The following is an 11,944-nucleotide window of genomic DNA, read 5'->3' as shown; positions in this document are numbered from 1 at the left end:
ATCCCACCAAACCGCCTAGCATTCAACATGACTCGTTGATCACCACGCGTGATTCCACGCCGATCCGAAGTCCACCACTCCACGGGGCACTACCCAAACCCATGTTGCAGACGTGCGCAAAGTGGTCGCTGGCCCGAGTTGACCAGTTGGTGCGCGAGGGGGGACTTGAACCCCCACGTCCGTAGACACTGGAACCTAAATCCAGCGCGTCTGCCAATTCCGCCACTCGCGCATGACCCAGATGTGGTCGAGGCAACCCTACCGCCCGTGTGACGATCGGTGCAGGCCAGGTACCGTCGTGGGTATGTCCACGTCGCCGCGCCGCACCCATCGGCCTGCACTCATCGTGCTGGTCGCGGTCGCCGCGCTGGCGTGTTTGGCGCTCGCGTGGTGGCAGTGGGACCGCTACGAGTCGTCGTCGGGGACGGCGCAGAACCTCGGTTACGCGTTGCAGTGGCCGGCGTTCGCCGTCGCGGTCATCTACGCCTACCGCCGCTTTGTGGTCCTGGAACGCGCCCCCGAGGAGGAGCGCACATCGGCCGCCCGAAGCAAGGGGGCGACCGAGATCCCCGATGGGTTGCTCCCCAAACGGCCGACGACGCCCAGCGCCTCGTCGTTGTCCAATCCCCCAGACGCCGGCGAGGACAAGGTTCTCGCCGACTACAACCGCTACCTCGCCGAACTCGACTCCCGCGATGATGTGCACGAGAAGGGCCCCCTGTGAACAACCCAGCCACCGAGACAGCCCAGCCCGACGGGACGACGGCACCCGTCGAGAAGGTCAAGGGTGCGCTGCTTCGCTACCGGGTGCTGGCCTGGATCACCGGTCTGTGGCTGCTGCTGCTCGTCGCGGAACTGATCCTCAAGTACGGGTTCGACAACGACTCGCTCGACTTCGTGCCGATCGTCCACGGCTGGGTGTACTTCGCGTATCTGATCTGCATGGTCGACCTCGCGATGAAGGTGCGTTGGCCACTCGGCAAGTCACTGCTCACCGCGATCGCGGGCACGATTCCGTTCCTGTCCTTCTGGTTCGAGCATGTACGCACCAAGGAAGTAAAGGCGCAGTTCAACCTCTCCTAAGGGCGTCGCAGCGCTCCATTCACCGCGATCGGGCTCACTGGGCCGGTGCGGATCGTCCAACTCGCGAACTTCTACGGCGCCCGGTCCGGCGGTCTGCGCACCGCCATCGACCGATGGGGCGCCGGTTATGTGTCGGCCGGCCACGAGGTGGTGCTGGTGGTGCCCGGTCAGGAGCGCGACGAGGAAGTCTTACCGTCAGGCGTAGTGCGGATCACCGTTCCCGCACCGCGGATTCCGTGCTCGGGCGGCTACCGACTGGCGTCGGCTCGCAGGGTCGCCGATGTGCTCGGTTACTTGCGCCCCGATTCCATCGAGGTGTCGGATCGGTTGACGCTGCGCGGCTTCGGCCGGTGGGCCAGGCGGCGCGATGTGCACGCGACGATGGTGTCGCACGAGCGATTCGACCGCCTGCTCGGCCAGGTGATGCCCGACGCGGCCGCGCGTCGACTCGCTGACCGCGCCAACGCCGACATCGCACGATCCTTCGACACCGTGGTCTGCACCACCGGATTCGCCGCCGCAGAGTTTGAACGGGTCGGTGCGGGTAACCTCGTCCGCGCGCCGCTCGGCGTCGATCTCGACGTCTTCGACCCGCGCCACCTCGACCCCGATCTGACCACCCGCTGGACCGGTGGCACCGGCACCCTCATCGCGCATTGCGGCCGGTTGTCGGTGGAGAAGCGGGTCGACCGCAGCATCACCGCCGTCGGGCGCCTGCATCGCAAGGGTGTACCCGCTCACCTCGTGGTGGCCGGTGACGGCCCGATGCGCGGACCGCTCCACAGCGTGGCACGCGGTTTGCCGGTCACCTTCCTCGGGCACCTGAGCGACCGCCACCAGGTGGCCTCACTCCTGGCCAGCGCCGACATCTCGCTCGCGCCCGGACCGCACGAGACGTTCTGCCTCTCCGCGCTCGAGTCGCTGGCGGCCGGTACGCCGGTGGTCGGATCCCGGTCGTCGGCGGTCGCGGGTCTGGTCGACGACACGTGCGGTGCACTGTCGGAGAACTCCGGCGCCGGGTTCGCCGACGCCATCGAACAGGTGCTGACGCTGCCGCAGGCCGACCGCGAACACGCAGCACGCGCGCGGGCGTTGCAGTATCGCTGGCCGGATTCGGTGGCGCGGATGCTCAAGGTGCACGGCGCGCTGATGGCTGGTTGATCCTGACGGGCTCCGGGACCAACGGCGCGCGTCCGTGGTCGCGGACATGGTCGGCTCGCCTGTGGTTCGACACGCGTCGAGCTCGCAGGCTCGCACGTCGCGGCTCAACCAGCGGGGTGGTACATCTCGATCAGGAGGTGGCGGCAGCCAGATCACGAAGCGCAGGAACCAACTGCGCCAACGCTTTTCCGCGGTGACTCAGGGAGTCCTTCTCCGCGGGCGACAACTCCGCCGACGACCGGCCCTGGGCCACAGCATCATCCGGCGCGAACAGCGGGTCGTAACCGAAACCGTTGGCGCCCTGCGTGGTTCGCAGAATCCGACCACGCCACTCGCCGCGGACCACCACCTGCGAGCCGTCCGGAAAGACCAGCGCACATGCCGAAACGAACCCGGCGCCGCGTCGGTCGTCGGGCACATCGCCAATCTGCGCCAGCAGGAGTTCGTTGTTGGCAGCGTCGTCGCCGTGGCGTCCCGACCACCGCGCGGACAGCACCCCGGGCATGCCGCCCAGCGCGTCCACCGAGATTCCGGAATCATCTGCGAGACACGGCAATCCGGTGGCGCGAGCACCTGACGACGCTTTGATCAGCGCGTTCTCCTCGAAGGTCGCGCCGGTCTCGGGTTCCTCCGGGAACTCGGGTACCGCGTCGAGCCCGATCACGTCGAGACCGGTGATCCCGGCCGCGTCGACAACCCGCTGCAGTTCGGCGAGCTTCTTACGGTTTCGACTGGCCAGCAGCAGTGTGGGCACGACGAATCAGATCCTCACGACTTGTCCGGCAGCTCACCGGGATACGGCGCGGCCAGTACCTCGCGCTGGGCGGCGAACAGTGCGTCGGTGCCGACGGCCGCCATGTCCAGCAGGGAGTCCAGGGTGCTGCGGGCGAAGGTCGCGCCCTCGCCGGTCCCCTGCACCTCGACCAGGGTGCCCGCATCGGTGGCCACGACGTTCATGTCGACCTCGGCCCGCGAATCCTCTTCGTACGGAAGGTCGAGCCGGACCCGACCGTCGACGACGCCGACGCTCACCGCGGCGATCGCACAGGACAGCGGCTGCGGATCGCTGAGCCGACCGGCCGCACGCAGCCACTCGACCGCATCCGCGAGGGCGACGTACGCGCCGGTGATCGCAGCCGTGCGCGTGCCGCCGTCGGCCTGCAGCACGTCACAGTCGAGGGCGATGGTGTTCTCGCCGAGCGCACCCAGATCGATGCACGCGCGCAGTGAACGTCCGACCAGGCGGCTGATCTCATGGGTCCGGCCACCGACCCGGCCCTTGACCGACTCGCGCGACGACCGCTCGTGCGTCGCCGCCGGCAGCATCGCGTACTCGGCGGTCAGCCAGCCCAGTCCCGAACCCTTGCGCCAGCGCGGCACACCTTCGGTCACGCTCGCCGTACACATCACTCGCGTTTGACCGAACTCCACGAGGACCGAACCCGCAGGATGCGAGGTGAATCCCCGGGTGAAGGAGATGGGACGCAGTTCGTCGTCGGCTCTGCCGTCAGCTCGTGTGGTCACCCGAACAACTGTAGGTGGTCACGCACCGACGTCGATGACGCGGCCCTGCCGCATCAGCTGGATCGGTCCGGAGTACGTGCGGTGGGCCTCGGCCACCACCGCATCGACGTCGGTCCACGGTGCGATGTGGGTCAGGGCGAGCGCCTTCACGTTCGCCTTGGTCGCCGCCTCGCCGGCCTCGATGCCGGACAGATGCAGGTGCGGGGGCCGCTCAGAGGGCGCGTGCGTCCACGTCGCCTCGCACAGAAAGAGGTCGGCGCCGTCGGCGAGTTCGATGAGTTCGTCACACATGGCGGTGTCACCGCTGAACGCGAGCACCTCACCGTCGGGTCCGGTGACACGCAGCCCGAACGTCGACGGCGGATGGTCGACCTCGAAGGCGCGGAAATGCATGCCGCCGAGCGTCACCTCCATCGCGTCGTGCCATTCGTGCACGTCGAAGGTGTCGGTGATGTCGTCGACCTGGCCCGGGAATTCCGACGATCCCGCACCGATTCGCATCGCAGTTCCGGGCGGACCGTAGAGCGGCGCCTTGTCGATGGCAGCATTCGGCTCGACCATGCAGCTCGGCGCATAACGACGCCAGACGAGCATCGCGGGCAGATCCATGCAGTGATCTGCGTGCAGGTGGGACAAGACCACGGCGACATTCTTCGGATCGGTCACTCGTTGGAGTTCGCCGAGGACACCCGGACCGCAATCCATCAGCACGGGTTGTTCCCCGGGTACCGAGAGCAGGTAGCCAGAACAGGCCGCTCCGGGCCCGCCCACACTTCCCGAACATCCGAGGACCGTCAGACGCATACGCCTACCATGCCATGCCGGTCGGATCGGGAGACCACATACGGGTCACAAGTCCAACTCGAGTGGTGACTCCGGGCTCGACCTCAGACGTGCTCGACGTGACCGATCGCCGGGCCGAGGAACCTGGTCGACAGCTTGGCGAAGAACTCGGGATCGCCGGTCGCCTGGAAGATGCGATCGGCGGTGCGGTCGGAATGCGAATGCAGGAGGTCGGCTTCGGTGAGGACGCGGAACAGGTCCTTGGCGGTCTCCTCGGCGCTCGACACCAAGGTCACCTCGTCGCCCATGGCGAGCTGGATGACGCCCGAGAGCAGCGGATAGTGCGTGCAGCCGAGGACAACGGTGTCGACGCCCGCTTCTTGCAAGGGTTCGAGGTAGCCCTGCGCGAGGCCGAGGATCTGCCGGCCGCTGGTGATGCCGCGCTCGACGAAGTCGACGAACCGCGGACACGGAACCGCGGTGATGACCGCGTCGCGGGCCGCCGCGAACGAGTCCTGATAGGCGCGTGACGCGATGGTCGCCTCGGTGCCGATGACGCCGATGCGGCCCGTCTTGGTGGCCACCACGGCCCGACGCACCGCCGGGAGCACGACCTCCACCACCGGGATCGGCGCATAGCGTTCGCGTGCATCCCGCAGGCAGGCGGCCGACGCGGTGTTGCACGCGATGACGATCGCCTTGACACCGCGTTCGGCGAGGTCATCACCGATCGCGAGAGCGTGCTTGCGGATCTCCGGGATGGTCAGCGGACCGTAGGGGCCGTTGGCGGTGTCGCCGATGTAGATGATGTCTTCGTCGGGCAGCAGGTCGATGATCGCGCGCGCCACGGTCAGTCCCCCGACCCCCGAATCGAACACCCCGATCGGTGCCTCGCGAGATGCTCCGGCGGCTATGACGCCACCCCCGGCGTGGTCGGTGTGGCCCGCTTGCGGCGTTCCCGTTCACCGAGGAACCAGGCGGCGAGCACGCCGCCGATAGCGCCGAAGAGATGCGCCTGCCACGACACCGTCGGATCGGTCGGCAGCACTCCCCACAGGATGGAGCCGTAGATCAGGAACAGCACCGCACCACCGAGGATCTGCCAGAGGTCGCGATTGAACAGGCCGCGGATCAGCAGGAAGGTCAGCCAGCCGAAGATGATGCCGGACGCGCCGACCGTGATCGTGTAGGGCGGCGCGAACAACCACACACCCAGACCGGACACGACCCACACGATGCCGGTCACGACGAGGAACCGCTGCGTCATCAGCAGTAGGAAGCACAAGACGACGCCCGGAATCAGGTTGGCGAACAGATGCGCCCAGTCGGCATGCAGCAGCGGTGCCCAGATGATGCCGTCGAGGCCGTCGACCTCGCGCGGCTCGATCCCGTTGTCGTCGAGGTCGAATCGGGTGGCCGCGTCGATGGCCTCGATCACGAACAGTCCCGCGACGATGCACACGGTGATGATCGCCGAGCGCAACCACAGTGGCTTCGACGTCGGTGCGGGCGCTTGCCCGTACGGCGCGGGGTAGGTCATCTGCAACACTTTCTCGCCGGCTCGGACCGCGGTTTCCCCTAGGCCCAGAGCTGGCCTTCGAGGGCCTGTTCTGCGTCGTCCAGGCTACCTTCGTATGCGCCGGTCGACAGATACTTCCACCCCGCGTCGGGCACCACGAACCCGATGTCGGCACGCTGCCCCGCCTTCAGCGCACGACGTCCGACGCCGCGCGCGGCCTGCAGGATCGCGCCCGTGGAGATGCCGGCGAAAATCCCCTCCTGCTCGATCAATTCACGCACCCGGGCCACCGCGTCGACGCCCTGTACCGAGAAGCGTCGGGTCAGGACGGTGTCGTCGTAGAGTTCGGGAACGAAACCCTCGTCGATGTTGCGCAGACCGTACACCTCGTCGCCGTATCGCGGTTCGGCAGCGACGATCTCGATGTCAGGCTTAAGCTCGCGGAGGAATCGGCCGACGCCCATGAGGGTGCCGGTGGTGCCGAGCCCGGCGACGAAGTGGGTGATCTCGGGCAGGTCGGCATACAACTCCGGACCGGTGCCCTCGTAGTGCGCGGCGACGTTGGCGGCATTTCCGTACTGATAGAGCATCACCCAGTCGGAGTGTTGCGCCGCAAGATCTTTCGCCATCGCGACCGCCGTGTTGGAGCCACCGGCGGCGGGTGACGAGATCACCTCGGCGCCGAACATGCGCAGCAAAGAGCGCCGTTCCTCCGAGGTGTTCTCCGGCATCACGCAGATGAGGTGGTAGCCCTTCAGCTTGGCCGCCATGGCCAGGGAGATCCCGGTGTTACCGCTGGTGGGTTCCAGGATCGTCGACCCGGGGCTCAGCAGTCCGTCACGTTCGGCCTGCTCGATCATCCGCAAGGCCGGGCGGTCCTTGATGGATCCGGTCGGATTGCGGTCCTCCAACTTGGCCCACAACCGGACGTGCGGGACGCCGTCGGGATCGCTCGGATCGGAGTCGTCCCATCGGGGCGAGAGCCGCTGCAATCCGATCAGCGGGGTGTGACCGACCGAGTCGATCAGTGATTCGTATCGGGCCACGCCTCAGCCACCGGCCACCGCGGGCAGAATGGTGACCTCGTCACCCTCGTCGATCGTGGTCTGCAGTCCGCCCGAGAAACGGACGTCCTCGTCGTTGACGTACACGTTCACGAAGCGATGCAGTTTGCCGTCGGCCACCAGACGTTCTTTGAGACCCGGGTTGGCGGTCTCGAGGTTGTCGATCAGCTCGGCGAGCGTTGCGCCGCTGCCGTCGACGCGCTTGGCGCCCCCGGTGTGCGGACGCAGGATGGTGGGAATGGACACCGTGACAGACATGGTTCAGCTCCTGATCTCGATGGGTTCTTCGGTGACCACGCCGTCGACGATGCGATAGCTGCGAACCTCGGCGGTGTCGGGTTCACGCGTGGACACCAGCACGTAATGGGCGTTGGGCTCGCTGGCGTAGGAGATGTCGGTGCGGCTCGGATACGCCTCGGTCGCGGTGTGCGAGTGGTAGATGACGATCGGTTCCTCGTCCTGCCGGTCCATCTCGCGCCACACCTTGAGTTGCTCGCCCGAATCGAATCGGTAGAACGTCGGCGACCGCTCGGCATTGACCATGGCGATGAACCGCTGCGGCGTATCGCTGCCCTCGGGCCCCGCGATCACGCCACAGGCCTCGTCGGGATGGTCGGCACGAGCGTGTTCCACCATCGCATCGACGAGATCCTGGCCGATCCTCAGCATGCTCTGACGTCTCCCAACCCGGCTGTCGCGACCCCTGGACAGGGCCATCGGTGAAGGTTCAACACCGATTCCAGCCACCCTATTCCGGTGGTGCGAACGCCGACGGGGCGACGTCGCGGTATGCGGGCAGCCCGGCCAGCGACGTCGCCGACACCACGGCATCGACGATCGCGCGCTGTACCACCTCGGCGGCATGCCGGCACACCTCGCTCAGCACCGCGACCGCCGGGTACATCCCGGGCGGCACCGGGACCTGCTCGTCGGGCGGGGCTACGCCGCCAGTCGACACGGCGAACACGGTGTCACCGTCGAGCGGCGAGTGCGCCGGCCGGATCGCGCGGGCGAGACCGTCGTGCGCGGCCATCGCGACCCGGCGGGTCATCGCGGCATCGAGATCCGCGTCGGTGGCGACCACACCGATCGTCGTGTTCAGCACGGTCGACTTCTCCGCGAGTTCCGCCAGCGTCGCAACCTCGGCGGACACCGGGGGTCGCAAACCCCACTGGTTCAGCGCCGCCTCGGTTGCATCCCAAGGCAATCCGGTCTCGGGGTCGAGAACCGCACCGACCGGGTTGGCCACCATCAGGGCGCCGACGGTGACACCGGCGGCCGGGCCGTCAGCGATGCGGACCGCGGCCGTCCCGACCCCGCCCTTGAGCGCTCCGGCCCGAGCGCCGGTCCCGGCACCCACGCTTCCGACCTCGAAGTCGACGGCGGCAGCGGTCGCTGCCCGCGCGCCGAACTCCGCGTTGGGCCGGGCATGCCATGCACCAACGGGAAGGTCGAAGATGACGGCTGCCGGGACGATCGGCACGACGCGAACTGCCCCGTCGCTTCGCTCGCCCGTGTGCTGTGCTTCATCCATCACCAGCCCGGCGCCCTCGTACTCGAGGACCGACATCACCCCGTCGGCAGCCGCGAGGCCGTAGGCACTGCCGCCCGTGAGCACGATGGCGTGCGCGGTCTGCACGGTGTTCGACGGGTCGAGCAGGTCGGTCTCGCGAGTGCCGGGCCCGCCGCCGCGGACGTCGACGGCCACCATCGGCACCCGATCGCCGACGCCCGACAGCCGAACCACTGTCGTCCCGGTGGCCCAACCCGCGGCCGACTCGATGCGGTGATGATGTCCGACGCCGAGCCCGACGACGTCGGTGATCCGGTCACCCTCACGGCTCCGTGACATCAGCAACCCCGCGTCATCGGTGACCCGCCATCAGCGACCCGACATCAGCGACTCGACCAGCAGATCCTGCATCACCGTGAGCCAGTGGTAGACGTCGAGATGCGCTGCATGGGGATGGTCCGGCGGCAACTGGTCGGGGGTGTCCTCGGAGATCCCGAGCATCGCGCCGAGTGCGAGTCGCACGTCGTTGAGAGCGGTCAGCCACTCACCCGCCTGCGCCTCGGTCAGGGCGATGTCACCACCACCGTCGGGCAGTGTCTCCAGGACCACCTGCGCGGCAGCCAACTTCGCGTCGATGATCTTGGGCTCGTTGACGCTGCGCAACGCGGCATTGAGCTCACCGTTGACGACATCGGCGGACAATTCACGATCCTGATCGGGCCGGTGGAAGTCGGGCAGGAGTCGCCCGAGTGTCGCATCGCGGGGCGCATCGACATGCCCGGTGCGGATGCCGGTCAGCTCGCCCAGATCGTCGCGCGGCGCGCTGTCCATCCGTTCGTCGAGGAGGTCACACATCGAGTTGACCATCGACGCGAGGAGTTCGGCCTCGTGGGGATCGAGTTGAGAACAGATGCGCACGCCTGCTCCGCGCCCCTTGCGCTTCCACGTTCGCACGTTGCTCAGAATCTCCGGATCAGATCGGGTCGATCACGAATCACGCTGCATGGTGGCCCACAGACCGGCCGCATGAAGTTTACGAACATCCGTCTCCACCTTGTCACGATCGCCGGAGGACACCACGGCCTTGCCCTCGGTGTGCACCTGCATCATGAGCTGATTGGCCCGGGACTCGGAGTAGCCGAAGATCTTCTGGAAAACGAACGTCACATAGCGCATGAGGTTGACCGGGTCGTCCCACACGATCGTCATCCAGGGGCGGTCGAGACCGGCCTCGCCGTCGGCGACCTCCGGCTCGACAACCGCGGTGCCGGTGCCTGGTACGGGCGTCGTGCCTCGGTCGCTGCGCGCGGCGCGAGGGGTAGCCTCGTCCGCACGAGTTTCGTCAGGCGACATACGAATAGGGTAAGCGATTGTGAGCATCGACAACACCGCCCTGCTGACCGATCAGTACGAGCTGACCATGGTCGCCGCGGCGTTGGCGCAGCCCGTCGCGCACAAGAGCTGCGTGTTCGAGGTGTTCGCCCGCCGCCTCCCCGATGGACGGCGCTACGGGGTGGTCGCGGGCACCGGGCGGGTCATCGACGAACTCGCCAACTTCCGCTTCGGCGACGACGAGATCGCGGTCGTCGAGAAGTTCCTGGACGCCGACACGGTGGCCTGGCTGCGTGACTACCGATTCTCCGGCGACATCGACGGATACCGCGAGGGCGAACTGTACTTCCCCGGGTCCCCGATTCTGACCGTCCGCGCGAGTTTCGCCGAGGCCGTTCTCCTGGAAACCCTGATCCTGTCGATCCTGAACCACGACAGCGCGATCGCGTCGGCCGCCGCCCGAATGGTCAGTGCCGCCGGGTCGCGCCCGATCATCGAGATGGGATCGCGCCGTACCCACGAGCGCGCCGCTGTCGCGTCGGCCCGCGCGGCCTACATCGCCGGTGTTGCCGCGACCTCCAACCTCGAGGCAGCTCGGCGCTTCGGCGTTCCGAGCGCGGGCACCGCCGCGCATGCCTTCACGCTCGGTTTCACCGGCCCCGACGGCCCCGACGAGAAAGCCGCCTTCGCGGCGCAGATCGCCGCGCTCGGCGTCGGCACCACGCTGCTGGTGGACACCTACGACATCACGCAGGGCGTGGGCAACGCGGTCGAGGTCGCCGGGACCGAACTGGGCGCGGTGCGCATCGACTCCGGAGACCTCGGAGTGCTTGCTCGCCAGGTGCGCGACCAACTCGACGATCTCGGCGCCACGAACACCAAGATCGTCGTCTCCGGCGACCTCGACGAGTACGCGATCGCGTCGTTGCGCGCCGAGCCCGTCGACACCTATGGCGTTGGCACGTCGCTGGTCACCGGCAGCGGCGCCCCGACCGCAGGGATGGTCTACAAACTCGTCGAGGTCGACGGCGTTGCGGTGGCAAAGCGATCCAGCCACAAGGAGTCTCGCGGTGGCGCCAAGCGCGCCGCGCGGGCTGCGCGGGCGTCGGGCACCATCGTGGAGGAAGTCGTGTACCGCGCGGGGGAACCGCGACCGGCCCTCGAGGGTCTAAACCTGCATGACCTACAAATTCCCCTCGTCCGGGGTGGCGAGCCCGTCGCCGGGCTGCCCAGCCTCGCCGATGCCCGTAAGCACCTCGCGGACGGTCTGGTGAGTCTGCCGTGGGAGGGCCTGGGCTTGTCCCACGGCGATCCCGCCGTCGCCACACGATACGAACTCGGCTGAGGAGGCAGAGCAGATGCCCGATTCCGACCCCCACGACCACCCCGCGGATGCTCTGATCGTCGTCGACGTGCAGAACGACTTCTGCGAGGGCGGCGCGCTCGGCGTCAACGGCGGTGCCGCCGTCGCCGGTGCCATCACCACGTTGCTGCCCGAGTACCGCACGGTCGTCGCGACCCGCGACTACCACATCGATCCGGGTGAGCATTTCTCCGATTCGCCCGACTATGTCGACACCTGGCCGCCACACTGCCGCGTCGGCACCGACGGCGTCTGGTTCCATCCGTCCTTCGACGCCGAGAAGGCCCACAAGGTGTTCTCGAAGGGCGAATACAGCGCGGCCTATTCGGGTTTCGAAGGGGCGTCCGACGACGGTCAGACGCTCGCCGACTGGCTGCGCCGCCACGGGATCGAGAGTGTCGACGTCGTCGGCATCGCCACCGATCATTGTGTTCGCGCCACCGCGCTCGACGCGGCGAAGGCGGGGTTCCGCACTCGCATCCTGCTGAACTTCACCGCCGCGGTGGCCCCGGAGACCACGAAGTCCGCGCTCGCCGAACTCCGCGCGGCAGACGTAGCCCTCGTCGGCGATCTCCTCTACGACGGAGCCGGCCGAGTTTGAC

16 protein-coding genes and 1 tRNA gene are annotated in these 11,944 nt (G+C 67.7%); 5 read left to right on the top strand and 12 right to left on the bottom strand.

The features are described from left to right. Positions 1–147: 147 nt before the first annotated feature. Positions 148–232: transfer RNA gene (locus ACWDTF_RS23355), tRNA-Leu, on the bottom strand. A 72-nt stretch (positions 233–304) separates the two neighbouring features. On the opposite strand from ACWDTF_RS23355, the gene ACWDTF_RS23350 reads away from it, so the two are divergent. The 3 genes from ACWDTF_RS23350 to ACWDTF_RS23340 are packed head-to-tail and all read left to right on the top strand — an operon-like array spanning position 305 to position 2,244. After that, positions 305–724 carry a transcriptional regulator gene (locus ACWDTF_RS23350; RefSeq protein ID WP_240862368.1) on the top strand — a complete coding sequence of 140 codons (420 nt, stop codon included), beginning with the start codon at positions 305–307 and terminating at the stop codon, positions 722–724. Further along, positions 721–1,083, top strand: coding sequence for a DUF3817 domain-containing protein (locus ACWDTF_RS23345; protein WP_240862370.1), 363 nt, complete (start codon positions 721–723; stop codon positions 1,081–1,083). The genes ACWDTF_RS23350 and ACWDTF_RS23345 overlap by 4 nt, the downstream gene beginning before the upstream one ends. 45 nt (positions 1,084–1,128) lie before the next feature. Further along, positions 1,129–2,244 (top strand): glycosyltransferase, encoded by a 1,116-nt coding sequence (locus ACWDTF_RS23340; RefSeq protein ID WP_240862372.1) that lies wholly within the window; start codon positions 1,129–1,131, stop codon positions 2,242–2,244. Positions 2,245–2,374: 130 nt separating this feature from the next. Here the strand turns inward: ACWDTF_RS23340 and ACWDTF_RS23335 are convergent, their stop codons facing one another. From ACWDTF_RS23335 to clpS, 11 genes are all read right to left on the bottom strand, one after another. Then, on the bottom strand, positions 2,375–2,998 hold the full coding sequence (locus tag ACWDTF_RS23335; RefSeq protein WP_240862374.1) for a non-canonical purine NTP pyrophosphatase: 624 nt from the start codon (positions 2,996–2,998) through the stop codon (positions 2,375–2,377). A gap of 14 nt (positions 2,999–3,012) precedes the next feature. Further along, the gene (rph, locus tag ACWDTF_RS23330) at positions 3,013–3,768 is read right to left on the bottom strand and encodes a ribonuclease PH (RefSeq protein WP_240862375.1); all 756 of its coding nucleotides are present in this window, start codon (positions 3,766–3,768) and stop codon (positions 3,013–3,015) included. Positions 3,769–3,786: 18 nt separating this feature from the next. After that, entirely contained in the window at positions 3,787–4,572 is a 786-nt protein-coding gene (locus ACWDTF_RS23325; protein ID WP_240862377.1) for a cyclic nucleotide-degrading phosphodiesterase, read from the bottom strand. A gap of 83 nt (positions 4,573–4,655) precedes the next feature. Further along, the gene (murI, locus tag ACWDTF_RS23320; protein ID WP_240862431.1) at positions 4,656–5,465 is read right to left on the bottom strand and encodes a glutamate racemase; all 810 of its coding nucleotides are present in this window, start codon (positions 5,463–5,465) and stop codon (positions 4,656–4,658) included. Continuing rightward, positions 5,462–6,091 (bottom strand): rhomboid family intramembrane serine protease, encoded by a 630-nt coding sequence (locus ACWDTF_RS23315; protein WP_240862380.1) that lies wholly within the window; start codon positions 6,089–6,091, stop codon positions 5,462–5,464. The genes murI and ACWDTF_RS23315 overlap by 4 nt, the downstream gene beginning before the upstream one ends. Positions 6,092–6,129: 38 nt before the next feature. Then, a complete protein-coding gene (locus tag ACWDTF_RS23310; protein ID WP_449755148.1) occupies positions 6,130–7,116 on the bottom strand; it encodes a PLP-dependent cysteine synthase family protein in 987 nt (328 codons plus the stop codon). A gap of 3 nt (positions 7,117–7,119) precedes the next feature. Next, positions 7,120–7,392 carry a MoaD/ThiS family protein gene (locus ACWDTF_RS23305; protein WP_240862383.1) on the bottom strand — a complete coding sequence of 91 codons (273 nt, stop codon included), beginning with the start codon at positions 7,390–7,392 and terminating at the stop codon, positions 7,120–7,122. Between the two features lie 3 nt (positions 7,393–7,395). Further along, positions 7,396–7,803, bottom strand: a complete 408-nt coding sequence (locus ACWDTF_RS23300; protein ID WP_240862385.1) for a Mov34/MPN/PAD-1 family protein — start codon at positions 7,801–7,803, stop codon at positions 7,396–7,398. 79 nt (positions 7,804–7,882) lie between these two features. Continuing rightward, positions 7,883–8,986 (bottom strand): P1 family peptidase, encoded by a 1,104-nt coding sequence (locus ACWDTF_RS23295; RefSeq protein WP_240862387.1) that lies wholly within the window; start codon positions 8,984–8,986, stop codon positions 7,883–7,885. A 30-nt stretch (positions 8,987–9,016) separates the two neighbouring features. Next, on the bottom strand, positions 9,017–9,601 hold the full coding sequence (aosR, locus tag ACWDTF_RS23290; RefSeq protein ID WP_240862389.1) for an oxidative stress transcriptional regulator AosR: 585 nt from the start codon (positions 9,599–9,601) through the stop codon (positions 9,017–9,019). A 33-nt stretch (positions 9,602–9,634) separates the two neighbouring features. Next, positions 9,635–10,000, bottom strand: coding sequence for an ATP-dependent Clp protease adapter ClpS (gene clpS, locus ACWDTF_RS23285; protein ID WP_240862391.1), 366 nt, complete (start codon positions 9,998–10,000; stop codon positions 9,635–9,637). 19 nt (positions 10,001–10,019) lie between these two features. Here clpS and ACWDTF_RS23280 point away from each other — a divergent pair, with 19 nt between their 5' ends. Then, positions 10,020–11,324 (top strand): nicotinate phosphoribosyltransferase, encoded by a 1,305-nt coding sequence (locus ACWDTF_RS23280; RefSeq protein ID WP_240862393.1) that lies wholly within the window; start codon positions 10,020–10,022, stop codon positions 11,322–11,324. 13 nt (positions 11,325–11,337) lie between these two features. Further along, a complete protein-coding gene (locus ACWDTF_RS23275; RefSeq protein ID WP_240862395.1) occupies positions 11,338–11,943 on the top strand; it encodes an isochorismatase family protein in 606 nt (201 codons plus the stop codon). Position 11,944: the final 1 nt, after the last annotated feature.

The sequence above is a fragment of the Gordonia sp. NPDC003422 genome (genome assembly GCF_053588675.1).
This window is presented reverse-complemented; position numbering and strand designations above follow the sequence as displayed.

Bases quoted from the DNA above. Each gene is read 5' to 3' on its own strand.
- ACWDTF_RS23275 (WP_240862395.1), top strand. From the start codon at position 11,338: ATGCCCGATTCCGACCCCCACGACCACCCCGCGGATGCTCTGATCGTC.
- ACWDTF_RS23325 (WP_240862377.1), bottom strand. From the start codon at position 4,572: ATGCGTCTGACGGTCCTCGGATGTTCGGGAAGTGTGGGCGGGCCCGGA.
- clpS (WP_240862391.1), bottom strand. From the start codon at position 10,000: ATGTCGCCTGACGAAACTCGTGCGGACGAGGCTACCCCTCGCGCCGCG.
- ACWDTF_RS23305 (WP_240862383.1), bottom strand. From the start codon at position 7,392: ATGTCTGTCACGGTGTCCATTCCCACCATCCTGCGTCCGCACACCGGG.
- ACWDTF_RS23350 (WP_240862368.1), top strand. From the start codon at position 305: ATGTCCACGTCGCCGCGCCGCACCCATCGGCCTGCACTCATCGTGCTG.
- ACWDTF_RS23315 (WP_240862380.1), bottom strand. From the start codon at position 6,091: ATGACCTACCCCGCGCCGTACGGGCAAGCGCCCGCACCGACGTCGAAG.
- ACWDTF_RS23295 (WP_240862387.1), bottom strand. From the start codon at position 8,986: ATGTCACGGAGCCGTGAGGGTGACCGGATCACCGACGTCGTCGGGCTC.
- ACWDTF_RS23300 (WP_240862385.1), bottom strand. From the start codon at position 7,803: ATGCTGAGGATCGGCCAGGATCTCGTCGATGCGATGGTGGAACACGCT.